General features: G+C 42.3%; 14 protein-coding genes, 1 tRNA gene and 8 pseudogenes. 18 read left to right on the top strand and 5 right to left on the bottom strand.

What is annotated here, in order from left to right; all coding sequences use genetic code 11:
- Positions 1 to 87 precede the first annotated feature (87 nt).
- The 6 genes from mtgA (at position 88) to TT12_RS06445 (ending at position 4,855) form a co-directional block, all read left to right on the top strand.
- Positions 88 to 774 carry a monofunctional biosynthetic peptidoglycan transglycosylase gene (gene mtgA, locus TT12_RS06465; protein WP_045453173.1) on the top strand — a complete coding sequence of 229 codons (687 nt, stop codon included), beginning with the start codon at positions 88 to 90 and terminating at the stop codon, positions 772 to 774.
- Positions 775 to 998: 224 nt separating this feature from the next.
- Positions 999 to 3,206: a polyphosphate kinase 1 gene (ppk1, locus tag TT12_RS06460; protein WP_045453169.1), complete on the top strand. Its 2,208-nt coding sequence runs from the start codon at positions 999 to 1,001 to the stop codon at positions 3,204 to 3,206.
- 353 nt (positions 3,207 to 3,559) lie between these two features.
- Positions 3,560 to 3,730 carry a hypothetical protein gene (locus TT12_RS15410; protein WP_201605074.1) on the top strand — a complete coding sequence of 57 codons (171 nt, stop codon included), beginning with the start codon at positions 3,560 to 3,562 and terminating at the stop codon, positions 3,728 to 3,730.
- A gap of 75 nt (positions 3,731 to 3,805) precedes the next feature.
- Positions 3,806 to 4,057 (top strand): hypothetical protein, encoded by a 252-nt coding sequence (locus TT12_RS06455; RefSeq protein WP_045453166.1) that lies wholly within the window; start codon positions 3,806 to 3,808, stop codon positions 4,055 to 4,057.
- Positions 4,058 to 4,181: 124 nt separating this feature from the next.
- Positions 4,182 to 4,574, top strand: a complete 393-nt coding sequence (locus TT12_RS06450; RefSeq protein WP_045453162.1) for a hypothetical protein — start codon at positions 4,182 to 4,184, stop codon at positions 4,572 to 4,574.
- A gap of 77 nt (positions 4,575 to 4,651) precedes the next feature.
- Positions 4,652 to 4,855, top strand: coding sequence for a hypothetical protein (locus tag TT12_RS06445; protein ID WP_045453159.1), 204 nt, complete (start codon positions 4,652 to 4,654; stop codon positions 4,853 to 4,855).
- Positions 4,856 to 4,993: 138 nt separating this feature from the next.
- On the opposite strand, the pseudogene TT12_RS06440 reads toward TT12_RS06445, so the two are convergent.
- A pseudogene (locus tag TT12_RS06440) lies at positions 4,994 to 5,687 on the bottom strand (MiaE family protein).
- 682 nt (positions 5,688 to 6,369) lie between these two features.
- Between TT12_RS06440 and TT12_RS06435 the strand changes: the two are divergent.
- The 11 genes and pseudogenes from TT12_RS06435 (at position 6,370) to TT12_RS06380 (ending at position 20,644) form a co-directional block, all read left to right on the top strand.
- Positions 6,370 to 8,567 (top strand): annotated as a pseudogene (locus TT12_RS06435) (malate synthase G).
- A 732-nt stretch (positions 8,568 to 9,299) separates the two neighbouring features.
- Positions 9,300 to 10,363: pseudogene (locus tag TT12_RS06430) on the top strand (porin).
- Between the two features lie 195 nt (positions 10,364 to 10,558).
- A pseudogene (gene pyrG / locus TT12_RS06425) lies at positions 10,559 to 12,191 on the top strand (CTP synthase).
- Positions 12,192 to 12,420: 229 nt separating this feature from the next.
- Complete coding sequence (gene kdsA, locus TT12_RS06420) at positions 12,421 to 13,296, top strand: 3-deoxy-8-phosphooctulonate synthase (RefSeq protein ID WP_045453156.1); 876 nt, start codon at positions 12,421 to 12,423, stop codon at positions 13,294 to 13,296.
- Positions 13,297 to 13,326: 30 nt separating this feature from the next.
- The gene (locus TT12_RS06415) at positions 13,327 to 13,581 is read left to right on the top strand and encodes a heavy-metal-associated domain-containing protein (RefSeq protein ID WP_045453153.1); all 255 of its coding nucleotides are present in this window, start codon (positions 13,327 to 13,329) and stop codon (positions 13,579 to 13,581) included.
- 247 nt (positions 13,582 to 13,828) lie between these two features.
- Positions 13,829 to 14,053 (top strand): heavy-metal-associated domain-containing protein, encoded by a 225-nt coding sequence (locus TT12_RS06410; RefSeq protein WP_011280902.1) that lies wholly within the window; start codon positions 13,829 to 13,831, stop codon positions 14,051 to 14,053.
- 218 nt (positions 14,054 to 14,271) lie between these two features.
- A pseudogene (locus TT12_RS06405) lies at positions 14,272 to 16,628 on the top strand (heavy metal translocating P-type ATPase).
- Positions 16,629 to 16,948: 320 nt separating this feature from the next.
- Positions 16,949 to 18,265 (top strand): phosphopyruvate hydratase, encoded by a 1,317-nt coding sequence (eno, locus tag TT12_RS06400; protein WP_045444505.1) that lies wholly within the window; start codon positions 16,949 to 16,951, stop codon positions 18,263 to 18,265.
- A gap of 124 nt (positions 18,266 to 18,389) precedes the next feature.
- The gene (locus tag TT12_RS06395) at positions 18,390 to 18,698 is read left to right on the top strand and encodes an FtsB family cell division protein (protein ID WP_045453149.1); all 309 of its coding nucleotides are present in this window, start codon (positions 18,390 to 18,392) and stop codon (positions 18,696 to 18,698) included.
- Positions 18,699 to 18,848: 150 nt separating this feature from the next.
- Positions 18,849 to 19,614: pseudogene (locus TT12_RS19345) on the top strand (IspD/TarI family cytidylyltransferase).
- 406 nt (positions 19,615 to 20,020) lie between these two features.
- Positions 20,021 to 20,644 (top strand): BLUF domain-containing protein, encoded by a 624-nt coding sequence (locus tag TT12_RS06380; protein ID WP_045453146.1) that lies wholly within the window; start codon positions 20,021 to 20,023, stop codon positions 20,642 to 20,644.
- 383 nt (positions 20,645 to 21,027) lie between these two features.
- Here the strand turns inward: TT12_RS06380 and TT12_RS06375 are convergent.
- The 4 genes and pseudogenes from TT12_RS06375 to pyrC all read right to left on the bottom strand — a co-directional run bounded on the left by TT12_RS06375 (position 21,028) and on the right by pyrC (position 23,670).
- A tRNA-Glu gene (locus TT12_RS06375) sits at positions 21,028 to 21,103 on the bottom strand.
- 53 nt (positions 21,104 to 21,156) lie between these two features.
- Complete coding sequence (locus TT12_RS15400; RefSeq protein WP_201605067.1) at positions 21,157 to 21,354, bottom strand: hypothetical protein; 198 nt, start codon at positions 21,352 to 21,354, stop codon at positions 21,157 to 21,159.
- A gap of 298 nt (positions 21,355 to 21,652) precedes the next feature.
- A pseudogene (gene rnt / locus TT12_RS06370) lies at positions 21,653 to 22,311 on the bottom strand (ribonuclease T).
- 486 nt (positions 22,312 to 22,797) lie between these two features.
- Complete coding sequence (pyrC, locus tag TT12_RS06365; protein WP_279378819.1) at positions 22,798 to 23,670, bottom strand: dihydroorotase; 873 nt, start codon at positions 23,668 to 23,670, stop codon at positions 22,798 to 22,800.
- Between the two features lie 305 nt (positions 23,671 to 23,975).
- Here pyrC and TT12_RS06360 point away from each other — a divergent pair.
- A pseudogene (locus tag TT12_RS06360) lies at positions 23,976 to 25,232 on the top strand (argininosuccinate synthase).
- The last annotated feature ends 3 nt before the right edge of the window (positions 25,233 to 25,235 follow it).

Here is a 25,235-nt window from a genome sequence, read left to right as displayed (position 1 = left end):
GATTAGGTAAGATGACCTGCTGTTTTTAATTACTGGCTCTTCAGCTCATCTTATCTTATTACCTTTTCAATCACTTGGATATCGCGCATGGCAAGTTTTGGCAAATTTTTCAAACGGTTATTGATGGCAATCATGCTATTGGTCGTCGCATTCCATGTATTAGTCGCTGGGCTACTATTAATTTGGAAAACGCAGCCGATTAATAACAGCATGTTTATGCTGACTCATCGTTTGACGGGCGGTACTGTCACCCAAACTTGGGCTGAATACGATGCCATCGCAAAATCTGCCAAACAAGCCGCGATAGTGAGTGAGGATTCGACATTTAGTCAGCACAATGGTTTTGATTTCAAAGGCATTGAGGCGGCACGTAAGAAAAATGAAGAGACGGGTAAGATGTCTGCTGGTGGCTCGACGATTACCCAGCAGCTAGCAAAAAACTTATTTTTGACCTCGCATCGCTCGTATGTTCGTAAAATTGAGGAAGCGATTATCACTGTCATGATTGAAACATTATGGGACAAGCAGCGTATCTTGACTGCTTATCTTAATGTGGCAGAGTTTGGCAATGGTATTTATGGTATCGAAGCAGCAGCTCAGCATTACTTTGATAAATCTGCGGCCAAGCTGAACCGTGATGAATCAGCCTTACTTATCGCTATGTTGACCAATCCAAAATACTACGAAGACAATCAGGGTGATAGACGTTTACGCAATAAACAACGTATTATCAAAAAGCGCATGAGCAATGCGGTGTTACCACAATCAGCTTAATGGATTGTACCTATGACCATTTAATAAATAGCGCCGTGTTTTTGAATGATAGTTTTAAGTGACGGTTTTAAGTGATAGTTTTGAATGGCAGTTTTAAGTGATAGTTTCGAGTAGTAATGGATGAAGAAAGAACCCTGATAAATTTCTTAGTGGAAAAGCGATTATAAAAGACAATTGGTATTGAAGATGATGGCGTATCGATAACGCAAAGGAGTAGTGACGTGATGGATGTGAATAATAAGCAGGACACTGATAGCAATAATACAGTGATAGCAGTTGATAATAAAAGCCATACAGAGAGTCGCAATGACAATTTAACTGAGGTTGCATGGCAGCGTTCAGAAGACGGCAGCTATTCACCCAGCAGTTATATCAATCGCGACTTGTCTTTATTACAGTTTCATTTACGTGTCTTAGCGCAGGCGGCAAGTCCACGTCATCCGCTACTTGAGCGCTTGTTTTTCTTGATTATTTTCTCATCCAATATCGATGAATTTTTTGAGATTCGTGTCGCAGGCATTATGCAAAAGCTCAATATTGGTGATGTCTCAACCAGTGTTCATGGCATGCGTCCCAGTGAAGTGCTGAATGAGATATCTACCGTAATGCACGATGCCATCGCTGAGCAGTATCGTATTCTCAATGAAGATATCTTACCAGCACTGGCGCTTGAGGATATTCGTTATCTAAAACGCGATGAGCTAAATGCTGAGCAGTCGGCATGGATGAAGCGCTACTTCACTGAGCAAGTATCGCCAGTGTTGACACCGATTAGCATCGATCCGGCGCATCCGTTTCCGCGTTTGGTCAATAAGAGCTTAAACTTTATCGCCACTTTAGAAGGTAAAGATGCCTTTGGTCGTGATATCAATCTAGCGATTGTGCCAGCACCGCGCAGTTTGCCGCGCGTGATTCGCCTGCCTGATGAGCTGACAGGTGGCAAAGAACACCACGTCATGCTCTCAGCTATTATTCATGAGCATATCGGTGAGCTGTTCCCTGGGATGAGTGTGACGGGCTGCCATCAGTTTAGACTGACGCGCAATGCCGATTTAGATTTGGCTGATGATGTTGAGGATATTGCTAAGGCTCTGGAGGGCGAGCTAGAAAACCGCCGCTTCGGTGATAAAGTGCGGCTAGAAGTCACCACCGATTGTCCAACGCCTATCAGTGATTATTTGCTTAATGAGTTTGAGCTGCATGACAATCAGCTGTACCGCGTCAATGGTCCTGTCAACTTAACGCGCTTATTGTTTGATTTCAATATTCCAGCGCTGCGCTATCAGCCCTTTACCCATGTAGTGCCAAAAGAGTTCCGCCGTGAGATGGATAAGCTGGACAAAGCAACCAGTATGTTTGCCGCCATGCGTAAAAGCGATGTGCTGGTGCATCATCCTTTTCATGCATTTTCACCGATTATCAATCTGCTTTGGCAAGCGGCGAGCGATCCTAAAGTGTTAGCGATTAAGCAGACATTGTACCGCTCAGGCACCAATTCAGAAATTGTTAAAGCATTGGCTGCTGCTGCTCGCAATGGCAAAGAAGTCACTGCCGTCATCGAGCTGCGTGCGCGTTTCGATGAAGCCTCTAATATCGCTGTCGCCAATTACTTGCAAGAAGCGGGTGCGGTCGTTGTTTACGGGATTGTCGGCTATAAAACCCACGCCAAGCTGATGCTCATTGTACGCCGTGAGGATGAGCGAATCCGCCGCTATGTGCATTTAGGGACGGGCAACTATCATGCCGCCAATGCCAAAGTTTATACCGATTATGGTTTATTTAGCGCAGATCCTGATATCTCAGAGGATGTACATAATATATTTCAAGAGCTGACTGGAATGGGTAAGCCTGCCAATCTCAAAAAGCTGCTGCATGCGCCTTTTACCTTGCATGATAAGTTGATAAGCTTTATCGATGATGAAATTGCTCATGCAAAAGCCGGCAAGCGCGCTCATATTATCGTTAAAGTTAATGCTTTAACCGAACGTCGATTGATTAGCAAGTTATACGATGCCTCACAAGCAGGCGTCAAAATCGAGCTCATTTTACGCTCAATGTGTTGTTTGCGTCCGCAAGTAAAAGGTCTGTCAGAAAACATTACCGTACGCTCTGTTATCGGGCGTTTTTTAGAGCATACGCGTGTTTATTATTTCTATAATAATGGCGACGAGCGCTTATATTGTGGTAGTGCAGACTGGATGGATCGTAATTTATTCCATCGCGTCGAAGTGGCATTTCCAATCGAAGACAAAAAACTGTTCAAACAAGTATATCAAGACGGTTTACTTAACTATCTGAAAGACAATACCCAAGCGTGGATACTTAGCGGTGATGGTGTTTGGCAGCAGCTGCAACCAGCCGCAGGGGAAACGCCGCATACTGCTCAAGAGTATTTATTAAAAGTGATTAATGGCGTTGACGCATCAAGCTAGCCTAATATTTCAACGACATCTTCAAAGCGGTAAACACCTCTTTACAATCAATAAATATCAAGCAAAAAACCAAGTGTAGAGTATTCTCTATGCTTGGTTTTTTTGGACAAACGATTTGTCTAAGTTACAAACTGTCTTGTAACCTCACATTTATTCACATATTGATACGGCAGCACACTGGTGCAATCCGTTATCTCATCCTTATAATCAAGGTCAGCCCTCACACTATTATTAAACGGATTTGATGGTTTAATAAATAATTAGCACTCTAGTAATTCACGCAAAATTGCTCGTATTACGAAAAAGAGTAGGGACTGCCTAAATCAACGAATTATAAAAATAGGAAACACCTTATGAGCAATACCGATAATGACACATCAGATATCAAAAAAGCTGCTGAGCAAGCAGACAGTCAGAAAATTGCGCGAAATCTTGAAGACAATAAAGAGGTCGATGCGCCTGAAGCATTAAGTAAAGACGAGCAAACCTCTTTTATTGAAGATGATTTGCGTACTGATAAATGATAAATAAACTGTGACATGAATATTCGGATTAACTTATTTTATCTATGAATGACATATTGATGCGAGGGAATTGCAATGCCAAATAATACTCATCCAAACCATGAAGAAGCGGTACCAGTTAGTGATCCAGCCGCTTTACACCTAGACAATGTACAAGACAGTTATGAAGGTCGTAAGCACGAACCTAATATCGATGGTCCACAACAAGAGTCGCAAGAAACCGACGAGATATATGTTGACCCTCGTAAAGAAGAGAATTTACCCGCTGGTGGCAAGAACGTCGCAGATTTGAATGCCTATGACCTAAGCCAAGAAGGCAATGAATAGTATGAATTGCTGGCTAGGTTGAGTTGGGTATTAAATCAGGCTCACCATTTGCTAAACCGCCATGAAAACTCTAAGCACATTAAGCAATTGCCAAAACACGAATAACAATAATAAGGATATAGCCATGCAAACCAATGATCCAGCACTCACCAAGACACGCATCAGTGAAAATGATGACTCAATCAATAGTCATGATTCTGCTAATAGCCTACCTAGTAGTCCTACTTCTAATGAGCATAGTGATACTGATAGTGGCATTGAAAAGAACATCACTGAAAATAAAGGAACGGATACTTTTAAAGAAGGCGTCGTCCACTCAGAGCATGTCAATGATAATGACAACCCCGCACGTCAGCCTGATCGCCGAGACCAAGAAGGTAATGCTTTTGATGATGGCGTGAATGAGCATACGATGGTTAGCGAGACATCCAAAAGCGAAAGTATTAACAACATGAATCGTTATGCAAATATCGATAATGCCCAAACACGAGTGTTAAATCCTGATGAAAAAGATTAATAGCCTTTTATAAAATATTGATTAAATACAGATTTTTTATCTTTATAGAATGACTATGATGATAATAAGGAGTAATGATGAATACGCCAGATGACAAGGCTGTCAACCAAGAAGACCATCAGTTAAGAGATGCGAACGATAACCATGGCATCGTACCTGATGATGCGCTACAAAAAGTCAATCCAGCAGCGGCAGAAAGAGCAACCGATGATCACGATCCTCATCATGTTGCGAAGGATAATAAACAGTACGACAGCTCATTAATGAAAGATGATAAATAACCATTCATTTTGCTATAACGAAGTTCAAATAAAAGGCTAATAAGTGAAGTAGTAGACCAGAGCATTAAACTTGGTTAGTTACTTCACTTTTTTGCTATATAATTTTTACCATATAAGAGGGTATCTAATCTTATGTATTTAAGCAGGTGTACCGCTATGAAAGCGTAGCTCGTAATCTGGGCTAGAAATCAGTTCTGCTTCTACTTTTTTAAAAAATGCGACACGCTCATCAATATCATCCTCAGACAGTGATTGAGCCAAGGCTAAATAATCCTCAAAGTGACGACTCTCTGACTTAAGTAAGTAGCGATAATACTTTGCCAAGCGTTCGTCATCGATGACCTCAGCAAGGGCGGCAAAACGTTCACAAGAGCGTGCTTCGATAAATGCGCCAATTATCAACACATCAACCATCGCTGCTGGCTCATAAGTACGTTTGTGTTTTAACATGCCTTTGGCATAACGTCCAGCACTCAGATATTTCCACGCCTGACCACGGTCATTCATAATACCTAAGACCTGCTCATAATGCAGCATTTCTTCACGTATCAATTGTGCCAATTTACGCTGCAAATCATAAGAAAACTCATAGCGGAATATGAGATTCATGGCAGTGCCAGCGGCCTTTTTTTCGCAATTGGCATGATCTTGAATGATCAGCGGTACATTCGCAATCGCCGCATCAACAAGCTTGCGTCGTGCGCGCACCCAAAAAATTATAAACAGCAGATAGGTCAACCTTTATCGGGGTGCGTAGCTTTGTGATATCAACATCGTCCTCATCTATCTCGTCTTTTACTATACTAGGTTCTTCTATATTGCTGTCGTTCATAACTTTGTCGTTACTGTTCTTGGTTCTTATATCTTCTTTATTCATAGTGTTTGCCATAATCGAACGTTTAAAAGGTCTTTTTCTAATATTAAATAGATAACAGTTAAGCATAAATCCGTGAGGTAATGATTACTGACAGTTTGTCTATGCGATATCAAGTATTGATGGATAAGCACTAATAAAACCTCTTAGCGCCTGTCTCATATAGATTATCATTATAATACAACCCCAGTATTTATCTAGTGAATGATGTTTTCTTGTTTATTTCTTTATTTGATAGTAGGATGATATTTTGCTTAAGCGCTATTTTGTCTTACTATTGATGTGTCGCCATATTGTGTTGTCGCAGTGGTGATGCTTGCCAATGTTATGCAGTTGAAACCGTTTACAGTAGGTGCAAGGCAACCGAGCTCAAATCGTACACTGAGTACATTAAGCAAGGTTGATACCATCATCCGTTATAAATGCGTTGACCATGCTAATGGCTAATGCAGCAAAAATATAGGTTAATAGCATAGCATAAATAGTTAATTCGCTAATCACCACCAGCTTGTATGATATATCAGTAGGTTTGCTTAGTATTTCATCTAAATTTGGAATAGATGCCTAAGACCGACAATGTGTAATCATTGCGGTAGCAACTTCGTATTCACACCCCTCACGAACAGATAAGGATAACAACATGAGCCAGTCTTCTAACGCCAATCGTATTCAAAAAGGCATTCTTGCCATCGACCAGCAATTGTATGACTTTATTGAAAACGAAGTGCTGCCGAAAGTCGGTGTTGATTCAGACAGTTATTGGTCAGGTTTTGAAAAGGTCATTAAAGAGTTTACGCCGCGCAATAAAGCATTGCTCGCAACTCGTGACAAGATTCAAGCGCAGATTGACCAGTGGCACCTGCAACATCCTGCCAAAGACGGCAATATTGATTATCCTGCTTACAAAGCATTCTTACAAGAGATTGGCTATCTGTTGCCAGAAGGCGATGATTTTAAAGTTAGCACAGAAAATGTCGATGACGAGATTGCTCATATTGCAGGCCCGCAGTTGGTCGTACCAGTACGTAATGCGCGCTACGCATTGAACGCGACCAACGCACGTTGGGGCAGCTTGTATGATGCTTTATACGGTACTGACGTTATCAGTGACGAAAATGGTCAAGAAGCAAAAGGTGGTTACAACCCAACTCGCGGTGCTGCCGTCGTTGCTTATGCCAAACAATTCCTAGATGAAAACTTTGCATTGGCGTCAGGTTCATATAACGATGCGACCGGCTTTAAAGTGGTCGATGGTAAGCTTGAAATTGTCCAAGGTGATAGCAGTACTGAGCTAAAAGATGCCGAAAAATTCGTTGGTTTCGTCGGTGATGCAGAAAGCCCAACGGGTATTTTATTAAAAAACAACGGTTTGCATGCAGAAATTCAAATAGATGCCAACCATCCAGTCGGTAAAGACGACCCTGCACATATCAAAGATGTGCTGCTAGAGTCAGCTATTACGGCAATTCAAGATTGTGAAGACTCAATCGCTGCCGTCGATGCAGAAGAAAAAGTGGAAGTGTATCGCAATTGGCTTGGTCTCATGAATGGTGACTTGCAAGAAACCTTTGAAAAAGGTGGCAAAACCCGCACACGTCAGCAAAATCCAGATCGTGAATACACCACCCCAGATGGTGGCAAGCTGATCCTGCCAGGTCGTTCGTTATTGCTGATTCGTAACGTCGGTCACCTCATGCAAAACCCTGCAATATTGGTCGACTTGGGTGATGGTCAAGAACAAATATTTGAAGGCTTGATGGATGGCTTGATTACACCACTATTAACGCTCAATGACCTTAAAGGTAAAAATGCGCTATCAAATTCACGTAAAGGTTCAATGTATATCGTTAAACCAAAAATGCATGGTCCTGAAGAAGTCAAAATGGCCAACGATTTATTCAATGCAGTAGAAGACTTATTAGGCTTAGAGCGTAATACCATCAAAATCGGTATCATGGATGAAGAGCGCCGTATGACGGTCAACTTGAAAGAAGCCATCCGCCAAGCAAAAGAGCGTGTCATTTTCATCAACACAGGGTTCTTAGATCGTACTGGTGATGAGATGCATACCAGCATGAATGCAGGCCCATTTGTACCTAAGGGTGAGATGAAGTCACAAGCATGGCAGCCAGCCTACGAGCAGTGGAACGTTGATATCGGTTTAGAGACTGGTCTACAGGGTGTTGCTCAGATTGGTAAAGGCATGTGGCGAAGCCTGACGAGATGAAAGAGATGATGGACACCAAAGCTGCACATCCTAAGTCTGGAGCCAGTACAGCATGGGTACCGTCACCAACAGGGGCAACTTTACACAGCATGCACTATCATCAAGTGAGTGTTGCTGACGTTCAAGACAGTCTAAAATCACGTGAGCGTGCCAGTCTAGACGACATTTTAACCATTCCATTAGCAAAAAATATCAACTGGACTGATGAAGAGAAGCAGCAAGAGCTAGACAATAATGCTCAGGGCATCTTAGGATATGTTGTGCGTTGGGTAAATCAAGGCGTTGGTTGTTCTAAAGTACCGGATATCAATGATGTGGGTCTGATGGAAGACCGTGCGACCTTACGTATCTCAAGTCAACACATTGCCAACTGGTTGCATCACGATGTCGTGAGCGAGCAGCAAGTGATGGATACGATGAAGCGTATGGCAAAAGTGGTTGATGAGCAAAATGCAGGCGATAGCGACTATCAGACGATGGCAGATAACTTTGACCACTCTTATGCATTCAAAGCGGCTTGTGATTTGGTATTTAAAGGTCGCGAGCAGCCAAGTGGCTATACTGAGCCATTATTACATCAGGCACGTCTTGATCTAAAAGCAGGCTGCTAATATTGCGCAGGTTAATATTAGAATATGGCATACTTGATATTACATTATGAGACTGATATAACTGACTAAGCTTCTTCTTGGTTTTTATACTTAATAAGGAGTCTGTAATAGCCATTGACTAAGGTTGTAGTCTGGAAACAAGAGCAGTGAAAACACCTTTTTTACTGTTTTTGTAACAATTTTCCGATCTCAATTGTGACTGTCAGTATGTCATAAACCACATTTATTATTTTTTATTAGCCGTACTTGTTAATGAACAAGTACGGCTTTATTTTTGTTAATTAAAGGATATTGATTACGCTAGTTTCAAGTTCTTGGTAATTATATTAATCAATAGTATCTTTATCTATTTGAGCCGATAGGGATTTTTTTACAATGACCTACATTCTATAGTAGATATGGCATTCAACAAATACTGGGTTTAAAAATCTAAAAAAAATGTTGCAAATTATGTCAAAGTTGTTATGCTTGTATTCGAAGTATGAGTTTGGTAACGGATGTTACGCAACGGAGCGATAAAGACCTAAGATTACATGGCAGTTACTTTTTAATCCCAGTTATGTAAGTCATTGTTTTTTTCATCTTACTGTAATAGAACTTCGCCACACTTGTTTCTGACTAATCTCGGTAGCCAGTTACACATTATATCTTTGAGGATTTGTGACGATACCATTATGAGCACCAGCTAATCATAGCTAGCTTATTACTAAAATTGTAAAGTGGAGATACCCCATGAAAAAACTACTTTTAGCTACAGCAGTTGCTGCCCTATCTGTATCTGCAGCCAATGCAGCACCGACTATCTATGGTAAAGCTTTTGTAGCTGCTGATTATATCAATGCAGAATTTGATACTGATACTGGCAACATGTATGATGAAGACAATGTAGAGATTAATTCTCATGCTTCACGCTTAGGTTTTAAGGCTCTGAAGCCATGACTGCGAACACTGATGTTATCTATCAGTTAGAGTATGGTACAAGTATCACTGGTGATAATGCCACTTTCACTAACCGTGATACGTTCCTTGGTTTAAACAACAAGCAGTTCGGTGAGTTCCGTGCTGGTAAAAACCAGTCAACGCTAGCTCGTATTGATAACGTTGTTGTTAACGAAGGTTACTGGGATAACCTAGGCCAAACTGCAAATGAGAAAGAAACAGTTGCAGCATTAAACATGGCTGACAGTAATCGTCTTGCAAGTTCAATCATTTGGACTGCACCTAAGTACAATGGTCTACCATTACAACTGTCTGCAATGTACAGCTCTAATGATGTAGATGGCGATGACTCTGATGACGCGGGTTTCGGTGTTGCCATGTTGTTTGATCAAGGTACTGGCTTTACTGCTGGTGTTGCGTACGATAAAGATCAAAATATTGATGGTGATATCATCCGTGGTACAGCGACTGTAGATCTAGGTAAATTTATCGCTGCTCCTGTAAATTTAGGTGCCTTATATCAAGTAGCTGACTATAATTACGGATCTTCTAAAGAAAAAGGTTTGGTGGTTAGTGCTCAGATGGCTCTAGCTAACTTTGCGCGTCCAGCCTCTATCTACACTCAGTTTAATAAAACTGATAATTTAGATGGTATGGACAACGCTGATTCAAATCAGATCGTTGTTGGTGGTAAATACTTCTTTAAAGACAATATCATTGCTCATGCCTATGCTGGTATGAACAAAGCTGATAATGTTAACTACACATATGTTGATGATATTCTAGAAAAAGATATTAACGTACGTGGCGATGCAGAAGTACTAGTAGTTGGTACTGGTCTAGAATACAAATTCTAATCTAAGCATTAGAATCTGATTATAAAAACTCATCCTTCGGGGTGAGTTTTTTTTGTTATGTCCTATTTGAGTGGGTAGTGCGTTATAATAGCTAAGTACTAAAACTTGAATGTTTCAAAGAGTTTATGCTTTTGCCCTATATTTTTTGACGTATTTTTAGTAAAATCCTTCTTTACCAATTACCGACAGAGTACTATGACCAAGTTTATATTTGTGACCGGTGGGGTAGTGTCCTCACTAGGAAAAGGTATCACCGCAGCCTCTCTTGCAGCGGTCTTAGAAGCCCGTGGCGTAACCGTCACGATGACCAAGATGGATCCGTACATCAACGTCGATCCAGGTACGATGAGCCATTCCAGCATGGCGAAGTATTCGTCACCGAAGATGGTGCAGAGACTGATTTAGATTTGGGTTACTATGAGCGCTTCTTACGCCATTCAAAAATGAGTAAGAGCAATAACTTTACTAGTGGTCGTATCTATCAAAACGTGCTAAATAAAGAGCGCCGTGGTGAATATCTTGGTGGTACAGTACAAGTTATTCCACATATCACTGATGAAATTAAGAGTAAAATTTTAGCCAGTGGTGAAGGTTATGATATCGCTATTATTGAGATTGGCGGTACCGTTGGTGACATCGAATCGTTACCATTTATGGAAGCCGTCCGCCAAATGCAAGTAGAGCTTGGTCGTAATAGAGCCATGCTGATGCATTTGACGCTAGTTCCTTACATTGCTAGTGCAGGCGAAACCAAAACCAAGCCAACGCAGCATTCAGTAAAAGAGCTGCGTTCTATCGGTTTGCAGCCTGACATATTGATTTGCCGCTCTGATCACCATATTTCGCAAGACAACCGTCGCAAAATAGCGCTGTTTACCAATGTGGAAGAGCGTGCGGTTATTATGTGTGAAGATGCGCAAAGTATTTATCAGATTCCACGCACGCTTCATGAACAGGATCTTGATGATTTGATCTGTGAGCGTTTTGGTTTAGATGTACCAGAAGCAGATTTGAGTGATTGGGACAGAGTGGTTGAAGCGCAGCTTAATCCTGAAATGAGCCTTACGGTAGCGATGGTTGGTAAATACGTCGAGTTACCTGATGCTTATAAGTCGATCAACGAAGCACTGCTGCATGCTGGTATCACTCATAAAGCCGATGTCAAAATTGACTATGTCGATGCTGAGCGTCTAGAAGACGATGACAGTTTATTGGCGCAGCTACACAATGCTGATGCCATCCTAGTACCGGGTGGTTTTGGTGAGCGTGGTACCAATGGTAAGATAAAAGCCATCACTTATGCTCGTGAAAATAACGTGCCATATTTAGGTATTTGCCTTGGTATGCAGCTAGCAGTGATTGAGTACGCGCGTAATGTACTCAAAATCGATGCCAACTCTTCTGAGTTTGATCGCAAAACGGCAGAGCTATCATTGGTCTCATCACTGAGTGGTTAGATGAGCGCGGCGAATTACAGATTCGTAGCGATGACTCTGACCTTGGCGGCACCATGCGTCTAGGCGCGCAGCAAGCCGAATTGGTTGCTGGTAGCAAGCTTAGCCAAATCTATGGCGCCAAAAATATCACTGAGCGTCATCGTCATCGTTATGAGATGAACAATCGCTATATCGAGCCATTAGAGCAAGCAGGCATGACCATATCTGGTTATTCTGCCAAGCAGCATCTAGTAGAATCGGTCGAGATTGCTGATCATCCTTGGTTTGTCGCCGTACAATTCCATCCTGAATTTACCAGCTCGCCACGCGGTGGTCATCCACTGTTCAACAGCTTTGTAAAAGCAGCTAAGAACTATAACGAAAGCAAATAAGCGTTAATGCATAAAAATTTACATGTATAAACAAGACTGATCTTCGGATTGGTCTTTTTTTGCGTTTAATTTTATGACTGTGGCTATGAATAAGATTGTTTTTAAGCAATAAACATGACAATTTTTTTAATGGTTGGTCAGCAATTACGCTTAACCCCTTTTTTTACTGAGTCTATCGGTTACAATATGGGATAGAAATATTAATAACAATAAAGAGGGTAACGACTTCATGGAACATTTATCAACGGCGCAATCACATATCAAACTTACTACGCCAAATGGCAACACTCTTAATATTGGTAACGACCAACCATTTGTGTTATTTGGTGGTATGAATGTTTTGGAATCAAAGGAATTGGCCTTCGAGATTGCAGAGCAATATATCGAAATATGTCAGCGTTTGGGCATTGGCTATGTCTTCAAAGCCAGTTTTGATAAAGCCAACCGCTCAAGCCTGCACTCATATCGAGGTCCTGGATTAGAGCAGGGTATTGATTGGCTGGGGCAAATCAAAGAAAAATTCCAAGTGCCCATTATCACGGATGTCCACGAACCTTATCAAGCGGCACCCGTTGCTGAAGTGGCAGATATCATCCAATTACCTGCATTCTTATCACGTCAGACAGATTTGGTACACGCGATGGCGAAAACGGATGCGATTATCAACATCAAAAAAGCACAGTTTTTAGCGCCGCATGAGATGCGTCATATCGTTAATAAATGCCTTGAGGGCGGCAACGATAAGTTAATCCTTTGTGAGCGCGGCAGTGCCTTTGGTTACAATAATTTGGTCGTTGATATGCTTGGTTTTGATACCATGAAGCAGATGGATATCCCTGTATTCTTTGATGTGACGCATAGCTTACAGCAGCCAGGCGGCCGTAGCGATAGTGCGGGTGGACGCCGTGAACAAATTACAACCTTGGCACGAGCAGGGATGGCGACAGGATTGGCAGGGTTGTTTCTAGAAGCGCATCCAAATCCAGAGACTGCAAAATGCGATGGTCCGTGTGCGCTACGTATGAGCCAGTTAGAGCCGTTTTTGCGTCAGTTGAAGCAAATTGATGACTTGGTCAAAGGCTTTGAGGTGTTAGATACCCATTAATGTATTCACAGACAATAAGAGGCTGAGATTATGGCGATGCAAACAGCACAGGTAAGTATCGAAAATATCGATGATGATGAAGGATTAAAGAGTGTGATGACAGCGCTGAAAAATATTACAGGGGTAACAGCTATTGAGCTTGATCCTGATAATAATGTTGCCACCATACGTTATGAAGATACAGACACCAGTATCCATGCGTTTACGGCGGCAATCAGTACGGTCGATTATGTGACTCAGCCATTTCCTCTTGATGCACCGCAAAACCCACGTCATGATGATTAGACGTTATTCTAAAATAAGCGCTATTGTCTGCCACTTAGGCATAAATTCACGGTTCTATTATTTACGGTTCTATTAATAAAGTGATAATCAAAGAGCCTTGTTGTTAACCGTGATAGGCTTAAGCTGGTTAAGCGCTATTTTTATAAGGTCTTAAAAGATAGCCGTCTTAAAAAGACAATTATAAAAGCAATTCTTTAATAAAAGTATTTACCTATAAAAACTCAGTTACAAAAATAAGGAGCCTCTCATGGCAAACCAAACACGTATTATTAAAATTGATGGCATGACTTGCGGTGGCTGTGTGGCCAGTGTGCATAACGCCACTGCCGATATCGATGGCTTAGACGATATCAGTATTGAGCTGGCAGATAATCAAGCGACGGTTACTTTTGATGATAGCAAAACTAGTGTAGAGACAATTGCTGCTGCTATCGACGATGCAGGCTTTGATGCCACTGTTGCTAATGCTTAACCTGCTTCATTTGTATTAAAAAACCGGCTATCAAGGCTGGTTTTTAATGGTTAAAAATTATTGATAGTAGCGTACTCATTATTCAGTAGGACCATACCAATATTAAATTTTAAAGTGTGCTATTTGTTTGACTTAGATATTCCATCCACTGAGTTGCTGTCCTAGCTCAGACGACTTTATAACGCCATAACGCATAAACGCCATACCGAGTTTTATTTATGAATGATACTACCCAAACCGACAATTATGACGCCTACGATGTAAAAACTGATATTCAATCCAATACGCCGCTCGCGCCGCAGCGTGCACATTTGCAGCTAGCAATTGAGGGGATGACGTGTCAAGCCTGCGCCTCACGAATTGAGAAGGTGCTCAACAAAAAGCCGTCGGTATACGAGGTGAGTGTAAATTTCGCTGGCGAAACTGCGAATGTTGATTATGATCCGACCCAGACAACGCCTGAACAAGTGACAGAATGGGTAAATAAAACAGGCTTCGTTGCCAATTTGCAGGCGGCCGATAGTTTGTTTGCAAAAACAGACGAAGATACCGCGACTCAGTACCCATGGCGCTTGATTGGGTTATGGATTTGTTTGGTGCCGTTTTTAATTGGTATGGCAGGTATGCTCGTTGGGCAGGGTATGGCGTGGATGCCGCCGATTTGGATTCAATTTATATTGGCGACCATTGTACAGTTTGGATTTGCCTTGCCATTTTACAAAAGCGCTTGGCGTCGATTAAAGGTGGTCTTGCCAATATGGATGTGCTAGTCGTCATCGGTACCGTGACTATTTGGGCGTATTCAACGTATCTATGGCTGACTCATGGCGATGGCACTTTAAACAGTTTGCTGCAAAGTGGTCATGCTGGTGGTCACGGTGTGGATGGCAGTCCTGCAGTGTATTTTGAAGCAGGCGTCATGGTCATTGCTTTTGTACGTACGGGTAAGTATCTAGAAGAGCGCACCAAAAAACACAGCCTCAATAGTATCGATTTATTATTGTCCTTAACGCCCGATGAAGTCGAACAGCAGCAGCCTAATGGTGATTTTCATAATGTTGCTCTTAAAGACGTGCAAGTTGGTGATATTTTGCGTGCCAAGCAAGGCAGCCGCGTCGCAACCGATGGGGTGGTTATCGATGGTGCTGGCTGGTGTGTCGAGAGTCATTTAACGGGTGAGTCGGTACCGCTTAAAAAAGAAGTTGGAGATAAATTATTGGCAGGAGCGTTGGTTGAAAATGGCAGCTTGTTATACCGCGTCAGTGCTAAAGGTAGTGATACAAAGCTTGGTGATATGGTACAGGCGCTCAGCGATGCTCAAGGCTCAAAAGCAATTTAGCCCGTCTTGCGGATAGAGTGACGGCAGTATTCGTCCCAGTTGTCGTTGTCATTGCGCTTATCACCTTTGGAGTGACATGGTGGCTGACTGGGATGATTGATACTGCCTTGATGCATGCCGTCTCAGTGTTGGTCATTGCTTGTCCTTGTGCCCTAGGTTTGGCAACGCCAGCCGCTATCATGGCTGGTATGGGCGTTGCTGCTCGTCATGGCGTCTGGTTCAAAGACGCACAAAGCCTAGAAGCTGCAGGCAACATCGATACAGTAGTGCTTGATAAAACAGGTACTTTGACCATTGGTAAGCCGACTATCGTGGACCATGTGATGGTGGATAAATCGATCGCAGTCGATGATGTGTTACAAATTGCCGCAAGCGTTGAGGCGCATGCCAGTCATCCGCTAGCAACAGCATTGGTTAACGCGGCTACTGAGCGAAATTTGCCGTTGATGAATGTGACTGATATTAGTGTCATTAAAGGCGCTGGTATACAAGCAATATTGAAGGTTTGGGTGTGGTAAAAGTCGGTACCGCAGAGTTTGCTAATTTAACATTGCCTAAGCTGATGCCAAAGGTATGGCAAATTGCCAGTACCGTTGCCGTTATTATTAATGATGTAGCTTTGGGTGCTTTTGCTCTAGCTGACGACTTAAAAGTAGATACTCCGAAGGCTATTACTGCGCTGCAAGACGCAGGTATCAATGTCATTTTGATGAGTGGTGATAAGCAGTCTGTGGTCGATCATGTGGCAGGGCAGCTGGGCATTGAGCAAGCTTATGGTAAAATGAGCCACGCGATAAGGCCAGTCAAATTGCCTTGTTGCAAACGGCTGGTCATAAAGTTGCAATGGCAGGTGATGGTGTCAACGATGCGCCAGCGATGGCAACTGCCGATGCAAGCTTTGCCATGTTTAAAGGCACAGATGTCGCCCAGCATAGTGCGTCTGCACGCTTGATGGGTGAGTCACTGATGCATATTGATGCCGCGCAAAAAATCGCCAATGCAACAGTGCGCAACATCAAGCAAAATCTGTTTTTTGCTTTTATTTATAATTGCCTGGGTATTCCGCTGGCTGCTTTTGGTTTTTTAAACCCTATGATTGCCGCCGCTGCGATGGCGCTTAGCTCGATTTCTGTATTAATGAATGCGTTACGTTTGACCCAATTTAAAACAAAGGTTGAGCTGGATAACACAGTATCTGGCTCCCACGTTAAAACAGAACGTCTAACAAAAGTATAAGAGTCATATGGCTTTTAATATTATAGGTGCTGAGACAAATCCATAATTGGTAATTTGTTTATCTAAGTGTGATTTTATCAGCGCCAGTCGGTGCAAGATAAGGGAAGTTTGGCAAAATTTATGCTATGATGCCAAGCACTATAGCTGATGATTAAAGTATTAAAACCACCTTTAATCCTGCTCAAAACTTGCTGACTATATAGATAAGCAAAGCTGGTTTGAGCATAGCACTATACGATATTTTGCTTTATCTTTTTTGTATTCTAGTTGCCGTTATTTATCCCACAAACTTGGCATGACCAAAGGAATTAACAGACATTATGTACGCTGAAGAAACCACCAACGTCACCGCAATTAAAGACATTCGCGCCCGTGAGATTTTAGACTCGCGTGGTAACCCAACCATCGAAGCTGATGTAATCTTAGCTGATGGCACTATCGGTCGTGCTGCTGCGCCAAGTGGTGCATCAACTGGTTCACGCGAAGCGCTTGAGCTACGTGATGGTGACCAAAGTCGCTATATGGGTAAAGGCGTTAAGAAAGCCGTTGCTAACGTCAATAGCCAAATTCGCAGCGCGTTGATGGATAAAGACGTCACCGAACAGCAAGGCATTGACGATGCAATGATTGCGCTAGATGGCACAGAAAACAAAGATAGCCTTGGTGCTAATGCCATGCTAGCGGTGTCTCTTGCCACTGCAAAAGCTGCTGCCAAGTCACAAAGTTTGCCATTACATCAATATATTGCAAACTTGCGCAATCAGACGTCGCTGACGATGCCTGTACCGATGATGAACATCTTGAACGGCGGTGAGCATGCGGATAACACCGTTGATATCCAAGAGTTCATGATTGAGCCTGTTGGTTTCACCAGCTTCTCAGAAGCATTGCGTGCTGGTACAGAAATTTTCCACAGCTTGAAATCTGTGTTGAAATCACAAGGTTTAAATACTGCGGTTGGTGATGAAGGCGGTTTTGCGCCAAACCTGCGTAGCAATGAAGAAGCCATCACCGTTATCATGCAAGCGATTGAGCAAGTCGGCTATAAAGCGGGCGAAGACATTCATTTGGCGCTAGACTGTGCGGCTAGCGAATTTTACAAAGATGGTCAATATATCTTGGCAGGCGAGGGCAACAAAGCATTTGATAGCCAAGGATTCTCAGATTATCTAGTCGGCTTGGCGCGTCAATATCCTATTATCTCTATCGAAGACGGGCTTGACGAGTCTGATTGGGATGGTTGGAAATATTTGACTGAGCAGATTGGTGATAAAGTTCAGTTGGTTGGTGATGATTTATTTGTGACCAATCCTGCTATCTTGCAAGAGGGTATTGATAAGCATATTGCCAATGCAATTTTGATTAAGTTTAACCAAATTGGCACCTTGTCAGAAACGCTAGATGCGATCTATCTAGCGAAGAAAAATGGCTATGCAACCATTATCTCACATCGTTCAGGTGAAACTGAAGACAGCACCATTGCAGATTTAGCCGTTGGTACGGCTGCTGGTCAGATTAAAACTGGCTCTCTATGCCGCTCAGACCGTGTGGCAAAATACAATCAGCTGCTACGTATCGAGCAACAAGTACGTGCAAGCTATCGTGGTCGTGAAGAATTCATCGGTCTACGTGGTTAACAAGCCAGATTTCTTGCTACAGCTAGGCGATATGTCATCATTAATCTGGTGATATATCGCTTAGCAAGCTTAGCTGGTTTTTTATTTTTATTATTGTCTCTATGTTGTTCGGCGTTATTATCTTATGAAATACTTTAGCCAATTTATGCTACTTGCTCTAGCCGTTGCCGTCCTTTTGGGATTGCAATATCAGTATTGGCTGGGCGAAAATGGTCGCTTTGAGCATAATAAATTGCTGACTCAAATCGAAGAACAAAAACGCCTAAACGAAAACCAAGTGGCAGCAAATAACTTATTGCGTACTGATGTGCATGACTTAAAAACTGGTCTTGAGGCAGTGGAAGAGCACGCTCGTTTAGACTTGGGTTTGATTAAGCCGAACGAGACCTTTGTACAAGTATCTACGGCGCCCACGACGCATAGCCGTTATTAATTGCTCTTAACTGTCTAAAATTATGATCTTCTATTGTCTATAATAGAAATCTTATTCACCTGAAATTCGTTACTTCTCTTATTCCTCGTCTATCCCTAGCAATACTATCATGGGCTCTAACCATGAATACTACTTTATGAATATTGCCTTATGAATATCACACCTAATGTACATGCCATGATCGTTGCTGCGGGTCGCGGTAGTCGTTTTGGTGCCTCTATTGCCAAGCAATATACGATGTTGCAAGGGCAGACCTTGCTACAGCATAGTGTGGCACGGCTTGCTAGTAGTGCTTATATTGATACATGTTTATTAGTCGTCGCAGCAGATGACAGTACAGCACAGACGCTTAATTTTGCGCTCCCCATCAATTATGTGATTGGCGGCGATGAGCGTTGGCAGTCCGTACAGGCAGGGGTAAAGGCGATTATTGGGGCGGGAGCCGACGACTCAGATTTGGTTGTTATTCATGATGCTGCGCGTCCTGCGGTTCCCAGTCATGATATTGAAGAGGTCATCGAAGCGGCGATGCTAGAGCCTATGGCGCTATCTTAGCGACACCGGTGCTGATACTTTAAAGGAATCCTATCCGCAGTCTACCGCTCAATCTGAGCTTGTAGGTGAGACGTCTGTAGCTAACTTGACAGTGAGTAGCAGCCCACATTCTTACGCTAAACGTACTATCGATCGCCGTCATATGTGGCAAGCACAAACGCCGCAAGTGTTTCGCTTAGGTCAGCTGCAAAAAGTATTGACTTATGTCGCTGAACACGAGCTCACTATTACTGATGAAGCCAGTGCATTTGAATGTTTAGACCTACCCATTCGCCTCGTGACTGGCAGTCGCCAGAATATCAAGCTCACTTATCCTGATGATGCTATTTTACTCACAGCGATTATTAATGCCCAGTTCTGAGTAGACAAAAAATAATTAAACATTCGTAATAGACATCAGTCTGTATCAATCTCATTAATGAGCCAGTGGTCTTATCGCTCATTGGTGACGATTTTTATCATAACTTTCCTCTCCCATATTACCTATTTATCCTATCGCTGCCCATAAACCACAATGCAAGTTCTCGATATAAATAATTGCGAATTATTGTTTGGTTTTTTCAATTAATGATATAAGATAAACATATATTGCTTTGATGACTAAACTAGCCTATGATGTAACCAACTTAATACAATTAATATAAACATTTATAAAATCAATAATATACCAAGCCTATTTGATACTTTCAAAGATCTTGTTTCTATGTTTTTTCTAAATTTAGTATGGTTGTCTTAGCTACATTTACCTGAAAATAGGGAGAAGCTGATTGTCAACAATCAACGATTCGACAAATCCAGTGACGACAGATCTCTGCCAGCTTATATATATAAGCCAAATTACTTCGACTGGTCTTTCAAGCCCCAGCACGCTTAACGACATCTCAGAGGTCGCGACTGAGCGTAACCAAGCCGATAATGTTACGGGTATTCTTTGCTATGGCAATGGCTATTTTTTTCAATGTGTAGAAGGGTCAGAACAAGATTTAACCAATCTAAAGAATCGCTTATTATTAGATGATCGACATAAAGAATTAAAAATCTTAGATTTTTCAGAAATTACCGAACGCCGTTTTTCGAACTGGTCTCTACGCTCCATTACACTTGAACGTTGGATGACCAAAGAGCCTGAGCTGAAAAAACTCATGCCATTTAAACCCTATGATTGGGGCTCTAACGCATGGTGCGAATTTTTAGATATCTTACAAGGGTATTATGAGGAACAAGCAAGAACTGGCAATATTGACACGCCACCTATCAAGTACAGCACGTTAGGGCTGACGTTAAGTAAGGTTGTTGGTCAGCATCAAGCATTCTTCTTGATTCAAACAGTACTCGGTATCATGATTGTGATGACATTGTTGTGGCTAATGCTATCAGATAAGATTTGGTAGTCTTTGTAAAAATAGACTGTTTGATTTAAAAGTCCAGTATTCAATGCTGGATTTTTTTGCTTAAATTTATGATAAAAAATTCAATAAATAATCAGAATATCAAGTTAGGCATAGAAACCATGGATAGCGACGCTTAGTAAATATACCGTAATATCTTGAGCGAACTTAATACCGAATCTTATGTATAAAATTAATTATGCTTCATTTATCAAGTAAATCGGCGATGACGAACTGAGTGCTAAGATATCAAGAACCTCATGATATAAAAAACAGGCATAAAAAAGCCCAATCACAATAGTATGTGATTGGGCTTTTTTGGTGGTACGCTTATTAGTCTTATCAGATGCTTTGCAGCAAACTTGCTAATAAGTGACGCCAAATAGTGGCGTCCCCAGGGGGATTCGAACCCCCGTTACCGCCGTGAAAGGGCGGTGTCCTAGGCCTCTAGACGATGGGGACTAGTAACACAACACCTCAGCTGCTTTCACCTTTATGCTGAAGTGGTGCGTATTCTAATAGCGTCTGCGCTTGCTGTCAAGCCTTTTTCTTCTTCTTTTTAAAATTAAGTATCTTTTTTTGATCGCACGGCGAGGATGTAAGTCATTACGCTTCAAATGATAGCGAATCCATAGAGAAGTACAAGCACTAATAGTCAATGCGAGCAGCATATAACCGAAAATGGTTCCCCATAACTTAAGCTGTGGATCCATAATAGAGTCCCTCCTATTACGCCTCGATAGCATGAATCGTACGGGCTATCGAGACAATGTGGGCAACTTAAACCATCTATAGGATATAACGAGACGTTCTAATGTTAGTAATTACAGCAACTTGTCTGGCTTTTGAATTGTTTTACACAATATGATATTCAACAGTTAGACAAGTTGCTGATTTATTGTGATATCAATCATATCCCTATTGATTGTAAAACCAAGATGTTAAAGTCATCAAGTATTACAAATAGCACTATTATGGGTAGTTGGCAATATAGGATATGTGATAAATGGATTATTTGTGACTACTCTCAGTCGAATCCTCTTTATTTTCTTCAGTATGCATCGCATTAGCCAGCATAGGATAATGGTTTAGGATATGACAAAACAGCTCAGCGGTCTTTTCTGTATCGTATAGGCAGAATGCGCATCATTGCCATCAAAATCAAGCCCTGCTGCCTTGCAAGCCCGTGCTAGTACTGTCTGACCAAATGCCAGCGCAGATAAGGTCACTGTGTCAAAAACTGAAAAGTTATGAAACGGGTTGTGACTTTTGTTGTTGGTACGCAGTACTGCCGCATTCAAAAACGCTAAGTCAAAATGGGCGTTGTGCCCAATTAAGACGCACTGGCGGCAGTCCTCAGTACGGCGTACTTCTTTTAACCCCTTAAAAATACGGCGTAGTGCTGTTTTTTCGTCTTCGGCAATGGCTTTACGCATCGGATTATTGGGATCAATGCCAGTGAAGGCAAGGGCACTTGGCTCAAGATTCGCGCCTTCAAAGGGTTCGATATGAGCATTGAATGCTTCCCCAGGATAAAACACACCTTGCTCATTCAGTAGTACAGGAATGCAGGCAATCTCTAGTAAAGCATCGGTTTGCGCATTAAAGCCGGCAGTTTCCACATCAACGACGACAGGCAGAAACTTACGAAATCGGTCTTTTAGACGCATGGGTGCTAGCTCGTCTGCTGCGGCATCTTCTGTGTGAGTATTTGCTGGGCTCTTAATGCTATTTTCTACAGGGTTTGATGGGTTTTCGTCAGGTAACGCGGCATCGTTTGGAGTGGTCATATCTGGTTAAATCGCTTTTATCAGTCGTACTATTATATTGAATTAAGACATTAAGTGAAAAGTAAATAACCTATGATACAAATCACACTGCTGGGTAGCAGATGTCATTCTTATCATAGGGTTGAACTTCTCAAGTTAAAATAGAATACAGATGGTTTTGCTTAGTGCGTTTTATGCTTTGATAGACCAAGGCAGCGTCTCGCCTGCCATAAGCGGGGTCAATGATGAGCCATCAAAGTAAGGATAGGCTGCTGGCACTTGCATAGGCGTATTGACAAGCGTAATCGTGCTTTCATTGACTGGCAGTCCATAGAACTGAGCCCCAAAACGACTGGCAAAGCTTCTAACTTGTCTATTTTTCCCACGCTATCGAAAGCGTGGCATACAATGGCAAGGCAGTTGCGGCACTATAGCAGCCAGCACAGCCACAAGCGGCTTCTTTTTTATCCGTCGCATGCGGGCTGAATCCGTGCCTAAGAAAAACTTGGGATTGCCACTGGTTGCCACATCTAATAATACTCTTTGATGGCTTTCACGCTTCAAAATAGGCAAGCAATAAAAGTGTGGCTTGATACCGCCAACCAACAGATGATTGCGGTTAAACATTAAATGCTGCGGAGTGATAGTGGCGGCAATGTGATTGCCTTGTGCTAAGACAAAATCAGCGGCATCACTGGTAGTAATATGCTCGACGACAATCTTTAATGTAGGGAATTTGACAATGATTTGCGCCAACACCTCGTCTAAAAAGCGCTTTTCACGGTCAAAGATATCCACATGATCTTGCGTCACTTCGCCATGTATCAATAGTGGTAGGTTGTGCTTTTCTAATGCTTCAAAAACATCGACACAGGCGTTAATATTGGTGACGCCATCAGCCGAATTGGTAGTCGCGCCAGCAGGATAAAGCTTGACCGCTTGGACGATACCTGATTGTGCTGCCATCTCGATATCTTGGGCAGTGGTTTTGTCAGTGAGATATAAAGTCATACGTGGATCGAATGCAGTTTTGCGCTCAGTACTCAGCTCACTGGCTACTAAGTGCGCCATGATACGGTCGCGATAGGCACGCGCATCGTCAGTGTTCTTAACAGGAGGCACTAAGTTTGGCATACATATGACACGGTTAAAGCTGTTTGCTGCGTGCGATACAGTAGTGCTCAATGCTTTGCCATCACGCAAATGGATATGCCAATCGTCTGGCTGAAGGATGGTCAATTCTCTAATCGAATCAGTCATAATGTCGTCGCGCTCTATATCGTCATATACGGAAATAAAAGGAAGGGATACTGTACCGCTATCATAACAGATTTGCCTACTTGACTAAATATGCGGCTAAATATCTGTACATAATACATGGGTTGTTTTTTAATTTGCGGCAATCAGCTGTCACCTACATGTGAATAATTGAAATTTATTGACCCAAAATTTAAATCAAAAGCTTATGCCATGGGGCAGTTGCACTTTTGCCTATAGTAAATATGATGTACACTGAGCAAGTAATTTATCTTTTGATTGAATATTAGCGCTTTTCCTAACACTAAATGCTCACAATAGGAGTTCTTCATGCTCAACTTGATCCAAAAAATATTAATAAAATCGTCTTGGCCTATTCAGGTGGTCTTGATACCTCCATCATCGCTAAATGGCTGCAAGAAACCTATGATGCAGAAGTGATTACCTTTACGGCTGATATCGGTCAAGGCGAAGAAGTTGAGCCAGCACGCGCCAAAGCCGAAGCCATGGGCATCAAACATATCCATATTGAAGACTTACGTGAAGAGTTCGCCCGTGATTATGTATTCCCGATGTTCCGCGCTAACGCTATCTATGAAGGCGAGTATCTGCTAGGGACTTCTATCGCGCGTCCGTTAATTGCCAAGCGCTTAGTTGAGATTGCTAAAGAACACAACGCCGATGCGATCAGTCATGGCGCGACTGGTAAAGGGAATGACCAAGTCCGTTTTGAGCTTGGCGCCGTTGCTTTATCGCCTGACGTGGTTACCATTGCACCATGGCGTGAGTGGGACTTGTCTAGCCGTGAGAGCTTGATGGAATATGCCAAAGAGCATAACATTGCGATTGATTATGCAGGTAATAAGAAAAAATCTCCGTACTCAATGGACGCCAACTTACTACACATCTCTTATGAAGCGGTATTTTAGAAGACCCTTACGCCGAAGCAGAAGACGATATGTGGCGCTGGTCAGTCAGCCCGGAAGAAGCGCCTGACCAAGCACAATATCTAGAACTAGAATACAAAAAAGGCGACATCGTTGCCATCGATGGTGAAGCACTTAAGCCGTATGAAGTCATGATTAAGTTAAATGAGATTGGCGGTCAGCATGGTATCGGACGCCTAGATATCGTAGAAAACCGTTATGTTGGCATGAAATCACGTGGCTGCTACGAGACGCCAGCGGGTACGATTATGCTAAAAGCGCATCGCGGCATTGAGTCGTTAACGCTTGACCGTGAAGCGGCACATCTAAAAGATGAGCTAATGCCACGCTACGCAAAAATCATTTATAACGGTTATTGGTTCAGCCTGAGCGTATGATGCTACAAGCGTTGATTGACAAATCACAAGAATATGTCAATGGTACTGTACGTCTAAAACTGTACAAAGGCAGCGTCAGCGTTGTTGGTCGTAAGTCAGATGATTCGTTATTTGACGAAAAATCGCGACTTTTGAAGATGATGCTGGTGCTTATGATCAGAAAGACGCAGAAGGTTTTATCCGTCTGAACGGTTTACGTCTGGCGATTGAAGCCAGCCGTGGTCGTGATTTATCAAAGTAAGTA

The sequence above is a fragment of the Psychrobacter sp. JCM 18903 genome (genome assembly GCF_000586475.1).
GTDB lineage: Bacteria > Pseudomonadota > Gammaproteobacteria > Pseudomonadales > Moraxellaceae > Psychrobacter.
This window is presented reverse-complemented; position numbering and strand designations above follow the sequence as displayed.

Bases quoted from the DNA above. Each gene is read 5' to 3' on its own strand.
- mtgA (WP_045453173.1), top strand. From the start codon at position 88: ATGGCAAGTTTTGGCAAATTTTTCAAACGGTTATTGATGGCAATCATG.
- ppk1 (WP_045453169.1), top strand. From the start codon at position 999: ATGGATGTGAATAATAAGCAGGACACTGATAGCAATAATACAGTGATA.
- TT12_RS15410 (WP_201605074.1), top strand. From the start codon at position 3,560: ATGAGCAATACCGATAATGACACATCAGATATCAAAAAAGCTGCTGAG.
- TT12_RS06455 (WP_045453166.1), top strand. From the start codon at position 3,806: ATGCCAAATAATACTCATCCAAACCATGAAGAAGCGGTACCAGTTAGT.
- TT12_RS06450 (WP_045453162.1), top strand. From the start codon at position 4,182: ATGCAAACCAATGATCCAGCACTCACCAAGACACGCATCAGTGAAAAT.
- TT12_RS06445 (WP_045453159.1), top strand. From the start codon at position 4,652: ATGAATACGCCAGATGACAAGGCTGTCAACCAAGAAGACCATCAGTTA.
- kdsA (WP_045453156.1), top strand. From the start codon at position 12,421: ATGGAACATTTATCAACGGCGCAATCACATATCAAACTTACTACGCCA.
- TT12_RS06415 (WP_045453153.1), top strand. From the start codon at position 13,327: ATGGCGATGCAAACAGCACAGGTAAGTATCGAAAATATCGATGATGAT.
- TT12_RS06410 (WP_011280902.1), top strand. From the start codon at position 13,829: ATGGCAAACCAAACACGTATTATTAAAATTGATGGCATGACTTGCGGT.
- eno (WP_045444505.1), top strand. From the start codon at position 16,949: ATGTACGCTGAAGAAACCACCAACGTCACCGCAATTAAAGACATTCGC.
- TT12_RS06395 (WP_045453149.1), top strand. From the start codon at position 18,390: ATGAAATACTTTAGCCAATTTATGCTACTTGCTCTAGCCGTTGCCGTC.
- TT12_RS15400 (WP_201605067.1), bottom strand. From the start codon at position 21,354: ATGGATCCACAGCTTAAGTTATGGGGAACCATTTTCGGTTATATGCTG.
- pyrC (WP_279378819.1), bottom strand. From the start codon at position 23,670: ATGACTGATTCGATTAGAGAATTGACCATCCTTCAGCCAGACGATTGG.